This window comes from Paenarthrobacter sp. NPDC090522, assembly GCF_044769225.1.
Taxonomy (GTDB): domain Bacteria; phylum Actinomycetota; class Actinomycetes; order Actinomycetales; family Micrococcaceae; genus Arthrobacter.
On record NZ_JBIVXL010000005.1, the window covers coordinates 239,411 to 259,488 of the forward strand.

The 20,078-nt window shown below is 63.4% G+C and carries 22 protein-coding genes; 9 read left to right on the plus strand and 13 right to left on the minus strand.

The window, feature by feature from the left end; translation table 11 throughout:
- The first annotated feature begins 52 nt into the window (after positions 1-52).
- Genes ACIQT2_RS08480 through ACIQT2_RS08490 form a run of 3 tightly spaced genes read left to right on the plus strand, consistent with a single transcriptional unit; the run spans position 53 to position 2,410 of the window.
- On the plus strand, positions 53-1,531 hold the full coding sequence (locus ACIQT2_RS08480; protein WP_402945462.1) for a CCA tRNA nucleotidyltransferase: 1,479 nt from the start codon (positions 53-55) through the stop codon (positions 1,529-1,531).
- Positions 1,532-1,584: 53 nt separating this feature from the next.
- Entirely contained in the window at positions 1,585-2,025 is a 441-nt protein-coding gene (locus ACIQT2_RS08485; protein WP_402945464.1) for a type II toxin-antitoxin system Phd/YefM family antitoxin, read from the plus strand.
- Between the two features lies 1 nt (position 2,026).
- Positions 2,027-2,410: a hypothetical protein gene (locus ACIQT2_RS08490; RefSeq protein ID WP_402945467.1), complete on the plus strand. Its 384-nt coding sequence runs from the start codon at positions 2,027-2,029 to the stop codon at positions 2,408-2,410.
- Between the two features lie 358 nt (positions 2,411-2,768).
- On the opposite strand, the gene ACIQT2_RS08495 is transcribed toward ACIQT2_RS08490, so the two are convergent.
- From ACIQT2_RS08495 to ACIQT2_RS08505, 3 genes are all read right to left on the minus strand, one after another.
- Complete coding sequence (locus ACIQT2_RS08495; protein WP_402945470.1) at positions 2,769-3,341, minus strand: MOSC domain-containing protein; 573 nt, start codon at positions 3,339-3,341, stop codon at positions 2,769-2,771.
- On the minus strand, positions 3,338-3,883 hold the full coding sequence (locus tag ACIQT2_RS08500; RefSeq protein WP_402945473.1) for a gluconokinase: 546 nt from the start codon (positions 3,881-3,883) through the stop codon (positions 3,338-3,340). Before ACIQT2_RS08500 ends, ACIQT2_RS08495 begins: the two co-directional genes overlap by 4 nt.
- Positions 3,884-4,195: 312 nt before the next feature.
- Positions 4,196-4,375, minus strand: coding sequence for a hypothetical protein (locus ACIQT2_RS08505; RefSeq protein WP_402945476.1), 180 nt, complete (start codon positions 4,373-4,375; stop codon positions 4,196-4,198).
- Between the two features lies 1 nt (position 4,376).
- On the opposite strand from ACIQT2_RS08505, the gene ACIQT2_RS08510 reads away from it, so the two are divergent.
- Complete coding sequence (locus ACIQT2_RS08510; protein WP_402945479.1) at positions 4,377-4,856, plus strand: hypothetical protein; 480 nt, start codon at positions 4,377-4,379, stop codon at positions 4,854-4,856.
- Positions 4,857-4,907: 51 nt separating this feature from the next.
- Here ACIQT2_RS08510 and ACIQT2_RS08515 read toward each other — a convergent pair whose 3' ends face one another.
- From ACIQT2_RS08515 to ACIQT2_RS08555, 9 genes are all read right to left on the minus strand, one after another.
- Positions 4,908-5,495, minus strand: coding sequence for a TetR/AcrR family transcriptional regulator (locus tag ACIQT2_RS08515; protein ID WP_400272572.1), 588 nt, complete (start codon positions 5,493-5,495; stop codon positions 4,908-4,910).
- Positions 5,496-5,523: 28 nt separating this feature from the next.
- The gene (locus ACIQT2_RS08520; protein ID WP_402945481.1) at positions 5,524-6,126 is read right to left on the minus strand and encodes a TetR/AcrR family transcriptional regulator; all 603 of its coding nucleotides are present in this window, start codon (positions 6,124-6,126) and stop codon (positions 5,524-5,526) included.
- On the minus strand, positions 6,123-7,301 hold the full coding sequence (locus ACIQT2_RS08525) for a pyridoxal phosphate-dependent aminotransferase (protein WP_402945483.1): 1,179 nt from the start codon (positions 7,299-7,301) through the stop codon (positions 6,123-6,125). Before ACIQT2_RS08525 ends, ACIQT2_RS08520 begins: the two co-directional genes overlap by 4 nt.
- Before the next feature lie 46 nt (positions 7,302-7,347).
- Positions 7,348-8,145, minus strand: coding sequence for an SDR family oxidoreductase (locus tag ACIQT2_RS08530; protein ID WP_402945485.1), 798 nt, complete (start codon positions 8,143-8,145; stop codon positions 7,348-7,350).
- A gap of 104 nt (positions 8,146-8,249) precedes the next feature.
- Complete coding sequence (locus tag ACIQT2_RS08535; protein ID WP_402945487.1) at positions 8,250-9,272, minus strand: biotin-dependent carboxyltransferase family protein; 1,023 nt, start codon at positions 9,270-9,272, stop codon at positions 8,250-8,252.
- Positions 9,272-10,024 (minus strand): carboxyltransferase domain-containing protein, encoded by a 753-nt coding sequence (locus ACIQT2_RS08540; protein ID WP_402945489.1) that lies wholly within the window; start codon positions 10,022-10,024, stop codon positions 9,272-9,274. The genes ACIQT2_RS08535 and ACIQT2_RS08540 overlap by 1 nt, the downstream gene beginning before the upstream one ends.
- A gap of 27 nt (positions 10,025-10,051) precedes the next feature.
- Positions 10,052-10,855, minus strand: a complete 804-nt coding sequence (locus ACIQT2_RS08545) for a LamB/YcsF family protein (RefSeq protein WP_402945491.1) — start codon at positions 10,853-10,855, stop codon at positions 10,052-10,054.
- Between the two features lie 92 nt (positions 10,856-10,947).
- Complete coding sequence (locus ACIQT2_RS08550) at positions 10,948-12,297, minus strand: MFS transporter (protein WP_397323403.1); 1,350 nt, start codon at positions 12,295-12,297, stop codon at positions 10,948-10,950.
- A gap of 48 nt (positions 12,298-12,345) precedes the next feature.
- Positions 12,346-12,978, minus strand: coding sequence for an RraA family protein (locus ACIQT2_RS08555; protein ID WP_400272580.1), 633 nt, complete (start codon positions 12,976-12,978; stop codon positions 12,346-12,348).
- Between the two features lie 335 nt (positions 12,979-13,313).
- Here ACIQT2_RS08555 and ACIQT2_RS08560 point away from each other — a divergent pair, with 335 nt between their 5' ends.
- From ACIQT2_RS08560 to ACIQT2_RS08580, 5 genes are read left to right on the plus strand one after another with little or no spacing between them, the layout of a single operon-like run.
- Positions 13,314-14,876 (plus strand): ABC transporter substrate-binding protein, encoded by a 1,563-nt coding sequence (locus tag ACIQT2_RS08560; protein ID WP_402945494.1) that lies wholly within the window; start codon positions 13,314-13,316, stop codon positions 14,874-14,876.
- A 14-nt stretch (positions 14,877-14,890) separates the two neighbouring features.
- Positions 14,891-15,937 (plus strand): ABC transporter permease, encoded by a 1,047-nt coding sequence (locus tag ACIQT2_RS08565; RefSeq protein ID WP_400336406.1) that lies wholly within the window; start codon positions 14,891-14,893, stop codon positions 15,935-15,937.
- Positions 15,930-17,687 (plus strand): dipeptide/oligopeptide/nickel ABC transporter permease/ATP-binding protein, encoded by a 1,758-nt coding sequence (locus ACIQT2_RS08570; protein ID WP_402945497.1) that lies wholly within the window; start codon positions 15,930-15,932, stop codon positions 17,685-17,687. Before ACIQT2_RS08565 ends, ACIQT2_RS08570 begins: the two co-directional genes overlap by 8 nt.
- On the plus strand, positions 17,684-18,493 hold the full coding sequence (locus tag ACIQT2_RS08575; RefSeq protein ID WP_402945500.1) for an ATP-binding cassette domain-containing protein: 810 nt from the start codon (positions 17,684-17,686) through the stop codon (positions 18,491-18,493). Before ACIQT2_RS08570 ends, ACIQT2_RS08575 begins: the two co-directional genes overlap by 4 nt.
- Positions 18,494-18,545: 52 nt before the next feature.
- Positions 18,546-19,325 carry an alpha/beta fold hydrolase gene (locus ACIQT2_RS08580; RefSeq protein ID WP_402945502.1) on the plus strand — a complete coding sequence of 260 codons (780 nt, stop codon included), beginning with the start codon at positions 18,546-18,548 and terminating at the stop codon, positions 19,323-19,325.
- A 20-nt stretch (positions 19,326-19,345) separates the two neighbouring features.
- Here ACIQT2_RS08580 and ACIQT2_RS08585 read toward each other — a convergent pair whose 3' ends face one another.
- A complete protein-coding gene (locus tag ACIQT2_RS08585) occupies positions 19,346-19,936 on the minus strand; it encodes a hypothetical protein (RefSeq protein WP_402945504.1) in 591 nt (196 codons plus the stop codon).
- Positions 19,937-20,078 lie beyond the last annotated feature (142 nt).

Genomic DNA, 20,078 nt, shown 5'->3' on the forward strand with positions numbered 1-20,078 from the left:
ATTTGCGGCCACAGCGGCTTCACTTGGGGTAGAAAGTCAGTGACGAGCCCTTTTGTGCCAAGCCAGATCTCCCAAGGAACCGAGAGCGATCATCACTACCATCCCTGAGCTGATCCAGCTCACTCCCGAAGCCAAGACAGTACTCGCAAGCCTGAGCGACGCCGGCGGACGGCCGTTGGTAGTCGGTGGATCCGTCCGGGATGCGTTGCTCTCGCTCGACGGCGGCGCGTCCGTGGCATCGAAGGACGTCGACATTGAGGTGTACGGCTTATCGTCGGCCGATGTTATTGCTGCCCTGCCGGGGCATGCCATGGAAGTGGGCCAACACTTCGGCATCGTGAACGTTGCGCTGAACGGGCAGACATTCGACGTTTCGTTGTCGGCCCGGAACTCCGAAGCGGAAGCGTTCGCCCGCAGGGACTTCACCATCAATGCGATGGGCTGGAATGCCGCGACCGGGCACTTGGTCGATCCGCATGGAGGCCGGGCCGATCTGGAGGCAGGAATCCTCCGGCACACAAGCAGTGCGTTCTCCGAAGAGCCGTTGCGTGTGCTCCGGGCAGTCCAACTGAGCGGCCGTTTCGGCTTCCAGTTGGCCCCGGAGACCGCCACGGTCTGCGCCCAACTTTTCCCGGCTTTCCATGACCTGCCTGCGTCGCGGATCTGGGGAGAGTTCTTCAAGCTTTCCGCCAAGGGAACCCATATCTCCCGTGCCCTGGAGACTCTCCAGGCCACTGGTTGGGAAGCCCATTTTCCAGGGCTCGCGGCAACCAGGGGTGTTCCGCAGGATGCTGGATGGCACCCAGAGGGGGATGTCAATGTTCATCTTGGGCTCGCGGGCGATCAGGCGGCACGTATCGCACGCCGGGACGGGCTGGATTCGGATGAGACTGCCATCTTGGTCTTGGCTGCCATCACCCATGATTTTGGGAAAGCCATATCAACCAGGATTTCTGACGGCGGCAGGATCACATCGAATGGCCACAACGTCACAGGTGTTGAGCCCGCGAAACAGTTCCTGCGACAGATCGGGGCACCTCGGCGTTATGAGGGAATCATCTTGCCCCTCGTCCGCGAGCACATGTGCCACACACCGGAAGGTCCAGCCGGGAAGATTACCGACTCTGCCGTGCGCAGGTTGATTCGTCGGCTGGACCATGTGGGTGGCGGACCGTCGATTCACGATTGGGCCCGGCTGGTTGAAGCTGACAAGGAGGGCCGGGGTCAAGGTGCGCAACAAGGTGTCAATCACCTGCCAACTTGGCTGGCCATCGCGAAGAGGCTGGGAAGCGAACGCGTTGTTGGTCAGACTTTACTCCGGGGTTCCAGCGTTGAACTCTTGGGAATTCCGCCAGGACGGATGTGGCGCTTCATCATGGAACAGAGCCGCGAAGCCCAGGACGACGGCGCTTCTCGGATTCGCCAGGGGCCGAAAGCTGGCTGCTTGCCAACCGGGAAATCGTGCTTGCCGAGGCTGAGCGGAGGATGCAAGAGCCCTCCGGACGTTCTTGAGGCGCCGGGTTCACGGTGATGAGCCCCTCCCTTCGGATGTTTATCTGATGTTTATCAGATAAACTTTTCTCCATGACTACAACCACCACCTTCACACAACTTCTTCGCGAGCCGAAGGAGGTCCTGTCGCACATAGATGAGGGTGACATAGTGGTGACCCGCCGCGGCAAAGAAGACCTGATCGTTTCCAAGGCAAGCGATCATCGCAATGATCGGCAAGGCCTGCAGTTGGCTTCTGCTCTTATTGCGGCTTCACTCGGCGAAGGGGACTTCATAATCCGGCTTCGGCTCCCGTTCCCGTGGCTGACCTTCCTCTCCCGTGAAGAGCAGGAGGAATTCGCTGCGGAGGTTGTGGACGTGGCCCGAGGCTGTGCGGCTGTCGGCTATTTCGGCCGGTTGGGCGTGGTGATTTCAGCCTGGGAGGCAACTGCCTCGGCCGTGGCGGAGGGAATCCCCGTTGGCAATGTGGACCTGGTCTATTTCGACCGGCCCGTTGTGGTCGAGGGTCCCTAGTTTGTCGAAGAAGACTGACGGCGTTGCAAGGCCGGGGAAAAGCACCGATTACGTTCTTGAATTCATCACCCGTGAGGCGGAGAAAGGGTGGCAGGACGCCAGAGCCACCGCCCGCAATGCTCTGACTGATGCATGGGACTACCTGACAAACACGCCAACTTTGGAACAACCGGGACTTTGCTACATCCTGCGAGGCAGGTTTCAGAGCCTGACGTACCAAGGGTTGGTCTACGCGCGGTATCAGTACAAGTTCACCCATAGTGGCCGCATCTGGTACGCGGTCGTAGAGCCGGCCAAGAAGGGCAAGGGGTCGGGGCGAGTGCTGATTGAAAGGGTCGAAGTGGGCCACCCGAATGAGACAGAGCCTGGTCGCAACTTCCGGTGAGAGTTGCTGCCCGTGTGCCGCCACGACCTACTTTGACGCCGAAGTCAGCCTCGTCCAACCGTCTTCCGTCGTGGCCCGCGTGCCGCCGCGACCCACTTTGACGCCCAAGTCAGCCTTGTCCAACCGTCCTGGGTTGAGTTTGGACCAGTCCGCTCCCAAAGTAGGTCGAGGGGGTACACGCGTGCTGGATGCGGGATTGTTGTCGGGCACTGGGGTCCGGCCCGGAGTAGGTCGTGGCGGTACACGCGTGCAGGATGCGGGATTGTTGTCCGGCACTGGAGTCCGGCCCGGAGTAGGTCGTGGCGGTACACGCGTGCCGGATGCGGGATTGGCGACGGCGACGGCCGACGGACCTGGGCTACGGCAGCCTCGATGGCCTCAGCACCGTCGCTTCGCCCGCCCGCTCGGGGACAAGGACCACCGGGCTCACCAGCACGGCAGGCCCTCGGTGGAGCAACCCGCCGGAGATTACCTGGCACCGAACGCCACCCCGTCCGCGCATGGCTTTATGGGCTCCGGGCGCCAGCATCTGGTCCATCCAAGCGCAGGGGTGGGCCGGGCGCCCGGCTTTCAGGCGGACGGAATCCCCGCCTGACTCGAGGACGAACTCCTGGCCCAGCAACGGAGCAAGCTCGGCCCCGCGGATCACCACGTTCCGGCGGGTCAGCAGCGGGTCGAAAGGGCCGGCGTCGAGTTCTGCAGCGATTGTCTCCAACGCTTCGACGGCGAACACCGTCACCGCTGCGTCCATGTGGGCGGCTTTGCCGAAGAACCGGTCGCCCACGATGCCTTTTCCGGCAACCAGCTCAGCGGTCGCGGCATCCGAGGTGGGGACGTCGGCTGCTCCTTCCCGTGCCCGCCCAAAGTAGGCGTGCGCGGGAGAGATCAAAAGGTGCAGCACATCGACGTCGTACCTGTACTCAGAGGTCATCCCTCAACGCTAGCCCCAACCGGCAGCGTGAGCACGGAGAGTCGATCGCAGATGGCGTCGACCAACGCGCTGGGCGCGAGCGTGATGTCCACGAGCACGTGCTTCTCATCGTGTTCAAGTGGTTCGAGGGTGCTGAGCTGCGAGTCCAGGAGGCTGGAGGGCATGAACTCGTGGTCGCGGGCATTCATGCGGGCCAGGAGAGTGGCGCGGTCGCCGTTGAGGTGGACGAAGACGACGCCGGGCACGTGCTGCCGCAGCAGGTCGCGGTAGCTGCGCTTCAAAGCGGAGCAGGCGATGATCATCGGGGTGCCGGCGTCCGAGGAATCCCGAAGTACCCGGCCGATTTCTTCAAGCCATGGTTTCCTGTCCGCGTCATCCAACGGGATGCCGGCGCCCATCTTGGCTTTGTTGGCGGCGGGGTGCAGGTGGTCGCCATCCTGGAAGACCATGCCGAGCCGCTCGCCAAGCAGTGAGCCGACAGTGGATTTGCCGCATCCGGAGACGCCCATGACAACCATGGGTGGGCGGGGAGCAGTGGTCATGGGAAGTTCCTTCCGGTCGCGCCGTTGCAGACGGATGATTCAAAAAATCATATTTGAGAAAAGATTCGCAGACGATGGCTGGTCCGGTCAAGGGTTTTTCCATATGTGAACGCTTTTGGCCCACGCCTTGAGCTTATGGTGCGGAGCCCGCCAACCCCTCCACTCCGCCATGAGAAAACTTAAACAAATGAGAAAAGTTTCTTGCTTTTGAGTGACCTGCGACATACGCTTAAACCATCAGATTTCCCCGAGTTTCCCAGCAAACTCCCCAATCCCCGGAGGCATGTGATGCGTCGCATCGTTGGAGAACATTCAGTTGGCCACCAGCACCGGTGCCGGTACGTCGCCGGAACCGGAAGCCACTGCCCGGTCAGTGGCCTGTGGACTCCCGTAGGCCAGGTGGGCCCAAGTCTGCAGGTACTTGAAGGCAGCATCATGCCGACGCACCGGAATGAGGCAGTTGTCTGGCACCTGGTCCAGGGCCTCACGCACCGTGACCTACGTAGCTGAGGCGCGGCCGCGCAGGCGAACCACGCCCCATCAGCCCCGGTTGACATCCCTGGAACTGCGGCTGGCCGGAACCAGGGTGTCCCGTGCCCGCATCGACAGCCACATCCGCACACTCCTGGGCCGCCGCAATGAGGCCATTGCCGCGGCGTTGGCGGACAAAGTTTCCCTCGCTGCTGTTTCGGCTGTTGTGGGGATCCGGGCCGCTGACGTCAAGAGGCTCGGCGGCGCCTACCAGGACCTCCACTTCTCCGGGGCACCGCAGGAATGGCATCTTTCCGGTCTCACCGCCGTCGTGCGGCAACTCGAGGACGCTCTTGAGGTCAAGGATCGCAGCGTGGAACGCCTCCGCACTGATGTCCTGGAAGGCCTGGAAGCCGGGCACCTGGACATCTTTCGCATCGCAGCGTTGACGTCACTGCCGGCCGAACGAATCCGCGAACTGATCAGGCCAGTGGCTCAATAGACACGGAAAAGCCGGACCCGCAGGTCCGGCTTTCTTGGTGTTCCGGGAAAGCTATGCCTGACCGCGGTCCGCGCTCCAACCGGCCAGCGCACCTTTCAACGCAGCAATCAGCCGCGCAGTGGCCTGGTCCTTCGTAAGTCCCACGGTGTTGATGAGGTCCAGGATTTCGCGGGGGTCGAACAGGATATTCCACAGGAACATCGCCTCGTCGCCGATCGGCGGCAGGCCCAGTTCCTCACACGCTTCCCGCAGGGGACGTTCCAGCGCGTCCGCCTGGACGGTCAGGTAGAAGGCGCCCGAACGAAGCCGGGCCAGGTAGCCCTCGCCGGACCGTGTGTACAGCATGGCGCCGCCATGGCGCGTGACCAGGTCCACCCACTTGCGGCTCACCGCGGTCAAAAGCTCGACGCCGGTTAGCTCCTGCTGCTTCAGGCTGTAGTCGCGCAGTTTCTCACCAACGCCAAAGCGGTACTCGGCCAGGATGTCCTCGACTGAAGGAAAATGCCGGTAAGCGGTGGCCGTGGATATTTCGGCATGCTTGGCGACGTCCGTCATGCTGATGGGACCGCGGCGGGACGCGAAAAGCTGACCCGCGGCCTTGACCAGTTGTCTGCGGTTGCGCTGTGTGTCACTACGCATTGATGGGCACCCTTTCGTCTCCTCAAGCTTAGGTCCTGGAAGCGGACCACCCTGTCAGGGCGGCCGTGAAGGTCCTGACCAATCGGGCGGAGGCCTGCTCGGCCGTAAGCTGCAGGCTCTGGATGAGATCGTTGATTTCGCGGGGGTCGAAGAAGCCGTTCCACAGGAAGAGCGCTTCGTCTCCTGGATGCGGAAGAGCGAGTTCCCGGCAGGCTTCCCGCAGAGGCAAGGCAAGGGCATCGGCCTGGACTGTCAGGTAGTAGGCGCCTGCCTTGACGCGGGCCAGATAGCCCTCTGCCGACCGCGTGTGGATCATGGACTCGCCGTGCTGGACCACAAGGTGCACCCACTTGGCGCAGACGACTTCCAATAATTCCAGTCCGGCCGACGTCTGGGTTCGGCTGAACTCCAGCAGTTCACGGCCCACCTCGAACCGGTACGCCGCCAGCGCGTCGTCCACTGATGCGAAGTGCCGGTAGGCCGTGGCCGTGGAGATGCCTGCCTCGGCGGCGATTTGCGACATGGTAGCCGAACGGCCGGCTCCGAAGAGCCGGCCGGCCGCGTCAACCAAAAGCATCCGGTTTCGCTGCATGTCAACGCGCAGCCCTGCCGGCGGGTCGAGCAGGGTCACGCGTCCTGCCTGAGGGCCGCGAGGCCTGCAGCAAGACGTTCGACGCCGGCAGCGATCGCCTCCGCGCTGGCGGCGTAGGAAAGCCGCAGGTGGTGTTCGCCGTTGCGCCCGAATTCGCTGCCCGGACGTACGGCGACGCCGAATTCGCGCAGGTGCGCCACCATCTGGGCGGCGGGGAGGTCCACGTCGTACTTGGGGAAGAGGTAGAAGGCGCCCTCGGGGGAGCTGACGGTGAGGCCGGGGATCTTGCTGAGGCCGTCGAACATGAGTTGACGGCGTTCGGCGTAGGAGGCATGCATGCGCTTGATGTCCGGGCCGCACGTCTTGAGGGCGGTGAGCGCCGCCAGCTGCACGGCCGTGTTCATGGAACCGTTGAAGGTATTGTGCACACGCGCTGCGGAGGCGATGACGTCCGAGGGGCCCCACAGGTAGCCGACTCGCCAGCCCGTCATGGCGTAGCTCTTGGAGAACGTTTGGCAGTAGATGGTCTTTCCTGCCAGACCGGGGATTTCCAGGGCGGAAGTGAACGGTTCCTCGGTGTAAACGAGGTCGCTGTAGGCCTCGTCGGAGAGGACCAACGTGTCCGTTCCGGCCACCATGTCTGCGAGGGCTTCGAGTTCCTGGCGGGAGTGGACGATTCCCGTGGGGTTGGACGGGTTGCAGAACACGAACATCTTGGCGCCCTCAAGGGCGGCGGCCAAGGCCTCGAGGTCCCAGTGGAGGTCATCGGCCAATGGCACAGCAACGGTAGTGCCGCCGGCCATGCTGACCAGGTCGGCGTACAGCGAGTAGGTGGGGTCCGGGATGACCACCTTGTCACCGGGGTTGACGATGCCGAGGATGGCCGCGGACAGTCCGGCCGTTCCGCCCTGGGTGATGAGCACGTCGCCGGGGCTGGCCACTTCGCCGAGGAGCTGGCCGATACGGGCAGCCAGTTCCTCGCGAAGCACCAGCTCGCCGAGCAACGGCGAGTAGTGGGTGTGACCCTCTTCCAGGGCGCGGGCGGCAGCAGCGCGGACCTGTTCGGGGGTGTCGAAGTCCGGTTCGCCCATGGCGAGCGAGACGAGGTCGCCTTTGGATTGGGGCTGCTGGACACGCAGCGAGGTGCGCTGGACGCGCAGCACCGCCTCGGAAGGCTGGAAGGGTGCGACGGCGGTGGATGGTTCGGGGGTCATGGCAGTCCTGCTTCGGCTGGTTGGAGGGAAAACTTTGAGGGGCTTGCTAGCGCTGGGGAAGGTCTTCTGCGGGCGCGCCGGTCCAGCGGCTGATTTCGATGTCTCCGGAGGTATCGCGCTGCACGGTCGGTGCAATCACGAGTTCCTGGACCACGGTGCGCTGCGGCAGGGTGGCCACGAGGTGGATGGCGCGGGCGACGTCCTCGGGCTGGACCATGGCTTCGCGTTCTTCGTCCCGGGGTGGCCGGGCGCGATTGTCGAGGATGGGAGTCGCTGTTTCCCCGGGGAGGATGGTGATGGCGCGGAGTCCTTCGTTGCGGAAGGTGTTGTGCAGGTAGGTCATGAAGTTCCTGACCGCAGCCTTGGCTGCGCCGTAGGCGGCGCCGCCCAGGAGGTTCGGGTTGACCGCTGCGAGCGAGGACACCGTGATGATGGTGCCCGTGTTCCGGGAGAGCATGCCCGGCAACACGGCCTGGGTCAGCAGGTACACGGCGTTGAGATTGACATCCAGGACGCCGTTCCACTCCTCCTGGCTGATCCACCGGACGTTCAACACTTTGCTGGCGCTCCCGGCGTTGTTGACCAGGATGTCCACGGGTCCGAGGTTTTCGGAAACCCACGCCACCAGGGAGTCGACGTCGTCCTTGGACGCGATGTCCGCGGCGCGTGGGGTGACCTTGCCGCCGTCGGGCGCTATTGCTGCGGCGACTTCCTCCAGGACCGGAAGCCGGCGGCCTACCAGCACCACGTGTGCGCCTTCGGCTGCGAGCAGTTCCGCCGTCGAACGGCCCATGCCCGTCCCCGCGCCGGTGATGACGGCGACTTTGCCTTCGAGAAGTCCCATGGTTCCGTTCCTCCAGATGTGGAAAGTATTGCGATAGCTATCACATATGCGAAAAGTTTCTCATTTGCGAAGTGTGAAGGTCAAGTGTTCGTGGCCGTGGAGGCTCAGGCTGCCGCCCGGACGGTAGCGCTTGACGAATGGTGCGGCAGGTCCACGGCGCCGAAAAGGCTCCGGACCCGTGATTCAAGGACGCCGAGCAGGCGCTGCGACTCGTGGTAATCCGCGACGGCCTGCTCTTGGGCCACCCAGCGGAACGTCATCCGCTGGCCGGGGCGGGCCTGGCCCAGCACGGGCAAAGAGGCTTTGGTAGCGAAGGCGACAATCGGGTAGCCCGCCGTCAGGGTCCGATAGCGCCCCAGAATGATGAGCTCGTCCCCGTGCGGGATCTCGAACGCGCCGATGGGCACGCCGTGGGAGACGATTTCACCGAGCCCCTCAGGATGCACCACCGGACCGTCCAGTCGAAGGCCAACGTGGTTGGACTTGGCGGTGACGGTGTATTCCCGTGAAGCAAGCAGTTCCCGGATACCCTCCGCGGCGTCCGTTTCCGGACCCTCCACAATGTCGATGGTCCACAATGAGTCTTCAAAGGACGGAACGGGTACCGGCAGACGAAACAGCGGCTGCGTCAGGTAGGGATGCTCGAAGCCCGAATAGGTGGTCCGGAGTTCCAGGTGTTGGCCGGCCACGATCTGCTGCGGAAAGCCCATTCGCGCTTCGGGGGCCGCGCTGCCCATGAAATGATCGGTGACAAGCGTCCCGCTGAAAGCCAGGTAGTTCCGCATCCCGCCCCTGGCGTTTGCGATCACCACCCGCCCCTTCTCCGGAACACACACCGGTTCCCACAGGGGCACCTTGCTGCCGTTGACTGTCACATCGGCCGGGGCTCCCGTGACGGAGATCAGGACCGGCTTGGACGTGGTGAAAACGAACCGGCCGCCCATGAGTTCCAACAACGTGGAAGTCCGGTCATTGCCCACCAGGATGTTCGCCACCGCTGCCGAGTGCTGGTCGGCGGCACCTCCGCAGGGAACGCCCAAAGCTTCAGAGTGTTCCCGGCCGAGGTCCTGGAAGGTGGCCAGCCAGGCAGTTTCGCGGACTTTGATGGTGTTGGTGCGTTCTACCATCAGGGCGTCCCTCCAATCGTGTATGAATCGGTCCGCAGGAACTGCCCTGCCAGGCGATCCCACTCGGAACCCGGGACCACCTTGAACCGGACGGTGTCTCCTGGCGTATAGGACGTGGGCGGATCTTCCCGGATGTCGCAGATGGTCAGGGGAGTGCGCCCAATGACCTTCCATCCGGTGGGTCCCGGGAAGGGCTGGATGATGGCGTTGGTTCCGGCCACCATCACCGATCCCGGATCCACGTTGGTCCGCGGTTCCCTGCAGCGGCTCACCTGCCCGGGGAACTGGACGGTGCCCATCATCGGCGCCATGGCCGAGGCCAGGAGGTTGATGGACAGCACGGAATCCTCAAGATGGCCAAGGACGGCTTCCTGGCTGATGCCCAGCTCCGCAGCCACATCCGGCAGGTCCGGGGCGAAGGCTTCGTTGACCACCATTGGAATCACAAAATGTTTGCCGTCGGCCTGTCCGTTCTCTTGGTGGAACCGTCCAGCCGCCGCGAGCCTGATAGTCTGGGCAAGTTGTGCGTGCCCCACGGCGAGGCAGTCGAACTCCACCAGGATGGAGTCGACGCCTGCCACCACGTCCTGCAGGCCATGCGGCCGCACGTCGAGGAGGATTTCACGGATCCGGCGGCTTCCGGTCTGCCGTTCCTCGACCGTGCCGGACGCCACGCTGACCATCAGCGCGGAATCACCGAACGGTACGGCCTTGATGTCCGGCAGGTGTCCGGGCTCTGGGTGCGTGCTCATGGGTCCTTGGCTTGTTGGTGGGGTAGGTCAGACCGTCGCGAGTTTGGCTTTTTCGGCCAGCACTTCCTGCAGCCCGGTTGCCTTGATGCCGGCCTTGTCCAACGCGGCGCGGAGGGCGGTGCCGTTCTCCAGGACCTGCGGGTGGTCGCCATGGAGGAGCACGATGTCGGCATCGTGGCCGAGCGGGACAACCTTGCCGGTGACGGCGCGAACCGTTCCTTCGGTCACCACTTGGACCACGCGGCGGCCGATTTCCTCCGGGTCGTGCAGCAGGGCGCCCTCGGTGTTGCGGGACACCGGCATGCCGTCCTCGCCATAGCCGCGGTCGGCCAGGAAGACGTAGCCAACCTCTAGGCCTCGCTTGCGGGATTCCTCGGCGAGCAGGCCGTTCTGGCAGATCACGATGTAGGACGGGTCGTACGCCTTGATGGCGTCCGTGATGGCACGGGCATGCTTGGCGTCGGTCTGGGCAATGCTGCCCATGCGGCCGTGCGGGGCAACGTGGCTGATCTTGCCGCCGTGGATCCGGGCGAAGGCGTCCAAAGCACCGATCTGGTACAGCACGTCCGTGCGGATTTCCTCTTCGCTGGCTTCGATCAGGCGGCGGCCGAAGCCCACCAGGTCCGGGTAGCCCGGGTGCGCGCCGAGCTCGATGCCGCGCTCCACGCAGGCCTTGACCGTGGCGTCCATGACGCGGGGATCGCCGGCATGGAAGCCGCAGGCGATGTTGGAGGCCGTGACCAGGCCCAGCAGTGCGTCGTCGTCGCCGATGGTGTAGTTTCCGTAGCTTTCGCCGAGGTCTGCAACGACGGCGACTGAGTTGATGCCCAAGGTGACTCCCAATGGTTTTCGTGTGGTGCTTTATGGTCCAACGACGGCGGCCTGGCAGCAATGGCGGCAGGCCGCCGTCGTACGGGGTTTTGTTAGTGGGTGGCCAGCGGCTGTCCCTTGGTTTCCTTGAGGAAGAACACTGAAACCAGGGTGATAATGGCCGTTCCGATCGAGGCGTAGGCCGGGACCATGCTGTTGCTGGTGGCCTTGATGATCTCGGTCATGATCAGGGGAGCGCTGCCACCGAAGATGATGGTGCTGAGGCTGAAGCCGATGCTGTAGGCGCTGTAACGGACGGTGGTGGGGAACATTTCCGTCAGGACCGTGTGGACCACGGCGGCGTGGCCGGAGAACGCGATGGCCATCACGATGGTGGCGATGCAGGCCAGGCCCATATTTCCGGTGGTGATCATGGCGAACATCGGGTAGGAGACGAGGGCCATGAGGACTGCAGACAGTGCCAGCACCGGCTTGCGTCCGATGCGGTCCGAGAGGCGGGCCATCAGCGGGATGGAGATGATGATGGCAACCAGGCTGACGGCCGTCACCAGCAATGCCTGGACCATGGAGAAGTTGTTGCCGGAGCCCAGTTGGGTCTTCAGGTACGTAGGCATGTAGGCGAACAGCAGGTAGTAGCCGGGACCGTTCAACGCCGGCAGGAAGATGGTCAGGGCGATGGCCTTCAGGTGGCGCTTGGAGGTGAAGACCGCGCGCAGGGGGTTGCGCTCTACTTCGTTGCGTTCGCGGAGTGCCGCGAAGTGCGGGGTGTCTTCCATCTTGGAACGGATGTAGTAGCCCACGTAGCCGAGCGGAAGTGCGAACAGGAACGGGATCCGCCAGGCCCAGGATTCCATGGTGGCGTCGCCGAGGGTGGTGATCAGCGTTGCGGAGAAGGCACTGCCGAACAGCAGGGCGCAGAAGGAACCCACGGCGATGAAGCTCATGGAGTAGTTGCGGTGCTTGTTGTGCGCATACTCCCCAACGAACGCCATGGCGCCCGCCACTTCGCCGCCTGCGGAGAAGCCCTGCAGGATGCGGAAGAGGATCAGCAACGCAGGGGCCGCCCAGCCAATGACCGACGACGACGGGATGAGGCCGATGCAGGCAGTGGCGCCGGAGATGAGGAGCAGCAGCATGGACAGCAGGTTCTTGCGTCCCAGCTTGTCGCCCAGATAGCCGCAGATAACGCTTCCGAAGGGGCGGGCCAGGAAGCTGACGAGGAAGCCGACGTTGGTCAGCAGCAGGGACCCGAGGTCCTTGGAACCCATGATGTTGATGGCAAGGTACGTGGTCAGGAGCCCGTAAATGCCGTAGTCGTACCACTCCACGAAGGAGCCCATGGTGCCGGCGATCGTCGCCTTGCGCACCATCTTGCCGTCGGCTGTGACGACCTTTACCTGTGCGGTGTTCAGTTCCACTGATTCCGTCGATGAACTAGACATTGGTGGTTCTCTCAGTTTAGGTCCCGCTGTTGGGGAGGGGAGAAGGAGTTAGCTGTATTCGCGGGTAATCTCGGCGGTCATTTCGGCCTCGTGGACCGCGACAGCCTTGACCAGCTCCAGGATTTCCGCGGCGCGGGCCTGGGGGATGATGACGACGCCGTCATCGTCTGCGGCGACGATGTCACCGGCGGCGCACACAATGCCGCCGATGGCCACCGGTTCGCCGATGACGCCGGGGCCGTTCTTGAACGGTCCGGCGGGGGTGGTGCCGCGTGCGAAGACCGGGAACTTGATGTCCGTGATGGTGGCACGGTCCCGGATGTAGCCGTCGATCACTGCACCCGTGGCACCGGCTGCCTCGAAGCGCTGTGAGAGTTGTTCGCCCACCAGTGCGCGGTGCTCGTGGCCGAATCCGTTAATGACCACCACGTCGCCGGGCTCGATGTAGTTGAGGGATTCGATGACTGCGGCGTTGTCGCCTGCCGCGCCGAGGACCGTAAGTGCCGAACCAACGCACTTGGCACCTGCCCACACGGGGTTGATGTTGCCGTCCACCAGTCCGAGGCGCTCCATCGCGTCACCGATGTTGGCGACGGGGAATTCTTCGAAAGCGCGGACCAGTTCCCGCGGCGGACGGGTCCACTGTGCCTTGCGGACTGTGAGCTCGAGAGTCGTTGCCATGTGTTCCACCTTTGGGTTGATCCGGGGTTGTTGGGGTTGGCCGCCTTGAGACGCCAATCACATATGAGAAAAGTTTCGCGTTTTTTCTCCACCCCGTCAAGCCCTGGATGTTTCCGGCCTGTAAATCCTCGGCGTGGCGCAGGTCTCTTGTGGGGTAACTCACAAAAAAGCGTTGACTTCGTTCGGTCAATGTGTGAATCTCTTCTCATTCGCGAAACTTATCGCAGTTCAATCCTTCGGGTTTCGGCACTCCCCGGCGCATCGCATCCGCCGCGGCCAGGCAGCCCTGAAGGCGACCAGGAGGTTCACCCCTTATGCAAGGACGTTCCACTTTCATGGCCGCAGCGGCATCCCTCACGGCGGCCGCGTTCTTTATGACAGGCTGCACCACGGGCGGCCAGGCATCCTCAGGAAACGCCCCCGGCGGGGCGATGTCCACGGACACCATCCGGACCGCCCTCAACGCAGATCCCACTACCTTCAACGCTGCCAAGGCCAACGCCAAGGACGACTACGAGGTAGCCCGGTTCCTGTACGACACCGTGGTCCGCAGGGACGCTGACGGGAAGTTCATCGGCGGACTGGCCACTGAGTGGAAATCCACTGCCACCAACGCCACGTTGACCATCCGCAAGGACGCAACGTGCTCGGACGGTACCCCCATAACTCCCACCATCGTGGCGAAGTCCCTCAGCTACTTCGCGGATCCCGCCACCAAGAACAACTTCGGCAAGCTCGTCTTCGGTCCCGGCCAGCCGGTGATTACCGGCGACGACGCTGCCGGCACAGTGGACATCAAGCTTGCGCAGCCGTGGTCGGAGCTGATCGGCGGCCTGACCTTGGCGCAGACAGGCATCATCTGCCCGGCCGGCCTCGCTGACCTGGATGGACTGGCCAAGGGCGCCGTCAAGGGTGCGTTCTCCGGTCCGTACACGCTGACCAAGGCCAGCCATGGCGTCAGCTACGACATGACGCTCCGCGAGGACTACAAAGCATGGCCGCAGTACTCCAAGCCGTTGGAAGGTGTTCCGGCCAAGACCGTGCGGTTCTTCCCCGGCGTCAACAAGACCACGGTGGCCAACCAGCTCCTCACCGGTGAAATGGACGTCTCGGACATCGCTCCGGCAGACGTGCAGCGCTTCGAAGGCAACAAGGATTACGCCGTCACGTCGGTGCCTTTTGCCGGCATCTTCCTTCTGTTCAACCAGCGCGAAGGAAGCCCCTTTACCGACCCCGCACTCCGCAAGGCCGTGGCCCAGCTGATGAACCAGCAGGCTTTCAACGCTGCCGCTTACGCGGGCAAGGGCATCACTTACAACTCGATCGTTGCACCTACGGTGCCTTGCGTTCTGCCGGATAACTCGAGCCTCACCAAGGAAGACGCTGCCGCGGCCAAGGCAGTGCTTTCGGGGAGGACCTTCAAAATGGTGGGCACCACCAGCATCGGACCGAACGGTGCAGGCAGCACTTACGTCCAGGAAGCACTCCGCGCCGCCGGTGCAACTGTCGACCTGCAGCTTGTGGACAACGGAACCTGGGCCACCATGACCCAGACCAAGCCGGAGACCTGGGACCTGACCGTGCAGGGTGATGCCAACTTCGTAGGAACCGTGGCAGCCTCCCTGACCCGCATTGCCGGTGTTCCCACGGAAAAGGGCGGCCGCAACATCGGCGGTGGCGAGAACGCGGACATCCTGGCGGACATCGCCACGGCCCAGGCGGCCACGGACGAATCAGCCCGTTGCGATGCCTACACCAAGGCCCAGAAGAGCATCCTCAGCGACAACGACATTGTTCCGTTCGTGGGTGAACCGCAGATCGTCGCCCAGCGCTCCGGATTCTCCATCCAGGCACCGTCCGGGATTGTCGACTACGCCACCCTGCGCATCACCAAATAAGCAAAGGCTTCACGATGACTGAACCAACCATGCTCTCCAAGGAAGTCCAGATCCTTGAGAGCCAAACCCCGGGGGCCGCCGAAGGCCCCCGGGGCAGGGCCCTGAGCCTGTCTCCGTGGGCCGACTACGCCCTTCGCCGCGCCGGCGGTGTCCTGCTCTCCGTAGCCCTGCTCGTCGTCGTGACCTTCTTCATGGTTCCGCTCATCCCGGGCGATCCGGCAGTGGCCGTGGCGGGAGCAGACGCAACCACCGAACAGATCGAGGCCATCCGCAACAGCCTCGGCCTCAACGATCCGCTCTACATCCAGTTCATCCACTATGTTGGCGGGCTGTTCACCGGGGACCTCGGCGAATCCTTCGCCTACAGCACCTCGGTTTCGCAGATCATCGCCACCAAGTTGCCGTTCACAGCCGAGATCGCGTTGCTGGGCATCCTTCTGGTGCTGCTGGTCTCGGTTCCGGTGGGCATGCTGGTGGGCATCCTGACCCGCGGCGGCCGCAAGAAATGGCTGGACGTGTCCTTCGGGATGCTCACGGGTTTCTTCCAGGCGGTCCCGCAATACGTGGTCTCCACCATGCTGGTGGTGGTCTTCGCCATCATGCTCAAGGTCCTTCCGGCAGCCGGTGCGGCCTCGCTGACCTCGCTGATCCTGCCCGTGATCGGTCTCTCCATCGCACCGATCTGCTCGATTGCCCGCGTGGTCCGCCGCGAGACGTCCACCGTGCTGGAGCAGGACTACCTGCGCACCGGCCGGGGCTGGCGCTTGCCTGCGCTGCGGCTCTACGCACGGCACGCCCTGCCCAACCTCCTCACCACGGCACTCACCTTGGCCGGACTGATCCTGGCAGGCATGCTCGGCGGGGCGATCATCGTGGAGAACGTCTTCAACTGGCCCGGCCTGGGGCGCGAAATCGTCACGGCAATCGTCAACAAGGATTACCCGGTCATCCAGGGCATCATCCTGGTCCTTGGCTTCCTGGCCATCGTGCTCAACCTGCTGGTGGACGTCATCCTTGGTCTCATCGACCCCCGCACCCTTGGAGGAAAGTCCAATGGCTGAGACCGCCCGTCCCCGCCGACGGTTCCGCTGGACCACGGGACTCATCGTGGGCATCGTGTTGATGTCCGTTATGGTCCTCACGGCCCTCATCGCCCCGATGTTCCTCACGGTTGCCGCCGAGAAACTGACCCCGCAGGCATCCCAAGGGCCCAGTGCCGAGCACTGGCTCGGCACGGACGACTTCGGCCGCGATGTCCTGGCCCGGTCCTTGGTTGCTGCCCGGCTCACCCTGCTCATGACGGCGGCAACCACGGCGATTGCCGTCGTCGCCGGTATCGCGATTGGTACCGCAGTTTGGTTGGCGCCGCGTCGCATCCGTTCCGCGGTCCTCCGGGTCATCGAAGCTGCCGTTGCGTACCCGAGCCTCATCTTTTCGTTGTTGATTGCCGCCATCCTGGGCCAAGGAACGTGGTCTGCCGTGCTGGCCATCTCCATTGCGAGCGTCCCGGCCTTCGCGCGCCTGACGGCGAACATGGCGGCCTCGATCTCGCAACGCAACTACGTCTCCACCGCCCGGCTCCTGGGGGTCTCCGGTCCGCACATCATCACCCGGCACCTGCTGCCGAACATGGCCGAGCCCCTCCTGGTCCTCACGGCAACAGTTTTCGCAACAACGTTGATCGACCTCTCCAGCCTGTCCTTCATAGGCCTCGGCGTGCAGAACCCCGAGTACGACTTCGGCCGCCTCCTCAACGAGGCCCTGGTCAATATCTATTCGCAGCCCCTGCAGGCCGTGATGCCGTCCATCATGATCACCATCACCGGCCTGTCAGCCATGCTCATCGGTGACGGCCTCGCCGCAGCTACCGATCCCCGGGGTGGCCGCAAGTTCGGCAGCCTCCGCAAGGCATCCGAGATTCCCGCCTCCTCGCGTGCCGATGCCGAAGCGCTTGTTGAGGTGGACAACCTGACTGTCACCACGCCGTCGGGCATTCCCTTGGTGAAAGGCGTTTCGCTCAGCATCCACGCGGGCGAAGTAGTGGGACTGGTTGGCGAGTCCGGATCCGGAAAGTCCCTGACGGCGATGTCCATCGCGGGGCTGTTGCCCGAGGAGCTCGGCGTCAACGCCAAGACCATGCGCCTGGGGGACTTGAATCTCCTGAAGAAGAACAACCCGCGTGAGCTGGCCACCTCCATTGGGCTGGTGTACCAGGACCCCGGAACGAGCTTCAACCCTGCGTTGCGCATCGGATCCCAGCTGACCGAAGTCAGTCGGGTCCACCTGGGCCAGTCGCGCAATACCGCGTTCGGCCGCATGGTCAGGGCACTCGCCGACATCCGGATCACCCAGCCGGAAAAGCGCATGAAGCAGCACCCGCACGAACTGTCCGGCGGGATGCTGCAGCGGGCCATGATCGCGTCAACGCTGGTCACGGACCCGCGGCTCATCATTGCCGACGAACCCACCACCGCCCTGGACGTGACGGTCCAGGCTGACGTGCTCCGCCAGTTCCGCACCATCAACCGGGAAATGGGGACCGCCATGTTGTTCATCTCGCACGACATCGGGGTGGTGCAGGCACTGTGCGACAAGGTCATCGTCATGAACGGCGGCAAGATCCTGGAGCGCCTCACGGGGGAGGAACTCGCGGCAGGCAAGGTCAAACATCCCTACACCAAGGCCCTGCTGGCGGCGACGCCGTCCATTGCCGAACGCAAGGCCGAACTCATCACCGTGCGGGCAACGGACTTCACCATGGACGAGGTTGTGGACGAAACCGGCAGTGATACCAAGGAGGTTGCCAAATGAGCACAGACCAGCCAGTTCTGGAATTGACCGACGTGCGGGTTACGTTCGGCTCCGGCCGCTCTGCTGCCACGGTTCTGAAGGGCGTCAGCGCGAGCATCCAGCCCGGCAAGACCCTTGGAATCGTTGGAGAATCGGGCTCCGGCAAATCCACCATGGCCAAGGCGATCGTGGGTCTGGTGAAGCCCAGCGGCGGTGTGATTTCATTCTCCGGCCACGACGTAACCAGGATGTCCGGGGCTGAACGCCGGCGCATGCGCCGGGCAGTCCAGATGGTCCCGCAGGACCCGTATTCGTCCCTGAACCCCCGGCGGACCATCGGCCAGACCCTCGCCGAGGCCATCGATCCCCTGCGGGCCAACCCCAGAGAACACCGGGAGAAGATCTCCTATTGGCTCTCGACAATCCGTTTGGATCCCGACGTTGCCGAACGCTATCCTCACGAGTTCTCCGGCGGCCAGCGGCAGCGCATCGCTATTGCCCGTGCCTTGGCTGTGCAACCCAAGCTCATCATTGCCGACGAGATCACTTCCGCGCTGGACCTCTCCGTGCAGGCCGAGATCCTGAACCTGATCGGCCGGCTCCGGAAGGAGCTGGACCTGACCATGGCCTTCATCTCGCATGACCTCGATGTGGTGCACCACGTCAGCGACGAAATCCTGGTCCTGTTCCACGGCGAGGTGGTGGAGTCCGGCGAGGTGGATGCCGTCTACGGGAATCCGCAGCATCCTTACACGCGCCGCTTGATCGATTCCGTCCCTGGCGGCCCGGGCTTCGATATCGGCCCACGTACGGTTGCCGCTGTGTGACGTTGTTCGCGTTCGGGGGTTTGGCAGGCCGCAGCAAAGTTACAGTGTCACGGTGAACTTTGCTGCGGCCGGCGACGGTACCGAACTTGCCTGGACCGAATCAGGCTCCGGCGAACCCATGCTGTTGATCGCCGGACAGGCGACGGCCATGGACGGTTGGGGCCCGACGGCGGAGCTGCTGTCCCGCTCTTTCCGCGTCATCCGCTTCGATCACCGGGGGATTGGACGCAGTGGCCGAGGGGAGGCCGGGCGCTACACCACCCGTTTGCTTGCCGAGGATGCCGCTGCGGTGCTGGATGCTGCCGGGGTTTCGTCCGCCCATGTTTATGGGCATTCCATGGGCGGCCGGATCGGACAGTGGCTGGCCATCGACTACCCGTCCCGGGTGCGGACCTTGATACTAGCCGCGACGAGTGGCGGGCGCTCAGCGGATCCAGCCTTGCGGGCTTCTCCTAATGCTATGGAAGCCCTGGTCAGCGGGGATCTGTCACGACTGGCTCCACTCTTTTTTGATGCCGCCTGGGCTGCGGACCATCCGGAGGCCGTGCGCACCTTCTTCACGTCCCGGGCGTCGGCTTGGGCCAAGGCGCGGCACTTCAAGGCGAGCCGTGACCATGATGCGTGGAGCGAACTCGGCTCCATCCAAGCCCCGACGCTGATCCTCCACGGAACCGAGGACCCGCTCACGCCCTTGGCCAACGCTGTTCTCCTCCGGAAGCACATCCCCGGCTCGGTGCTGGTGCGTGTACCCGGCGCGGGGCACGGCCTTCACCTGGACCACCCCGGGACCATCGACTGGATCCGGGAGTTCATCGCGAGGAAGAGCGGGTAGGTTTTGACCCCGGCCGGCTTCTATTTGCCGAAGATCTTCTTGCTGAGGGTCGTCCAAAAGCCGGGCTCTTTGGATGGGTCCACGATGGTGGGTGTCAGGGTCAGGTCTGTGCCGTTTTCGCCGACAGGAAGGCGTTTGTTGTCCCAAACGACCGTTTTCGCCTCCGGGTTATAGAAGGGCGGTATGACGTTCTCTGCTCGGAACACGGTCCACATCCAGTCGGGGATGTTGTCGACGGTTCGGGGATACGCGATGAGATCCAGGGATAACGTCATTGCGTCGGCGGGCCGGTCCGGAATGACTGTTTCCGAGTCTGGTTGGAGGATCTCACCATCGAAGACTTCAAGCCTTCCTTCGGCATCGGGGTAGAGGTAGACCCTGCAGCTCGTCCATGTTCCGACCCCTGGGACATAAGATGCGGTGCGTACGTTGTCAAGCCATCCGTCCATGGACTGATGGTTGAAGTCCACGGAAAACGCGCGTGCACCCCAATTACCATTTCGTCTAACATCTTCGAACCGCGATGACCATGCTTTGTGCAGGACCGAGGTACTCACTACCTCCTCGGCGCCAAAGCCGAGGCCTCCAATTGCGAAGGTCTCCGCGGTCAAGCGCTTAAGACCTTCATGCACAAGTGAACCTGATAAAATTCGAGGCACGGTCATCGAGAAGCATTCAAGGCTAGTGGCAACGGCATAGTTAAAATCCTTATTATGTGATGCTTTGGACTCGAAGCCGCGGCGACACTAAATC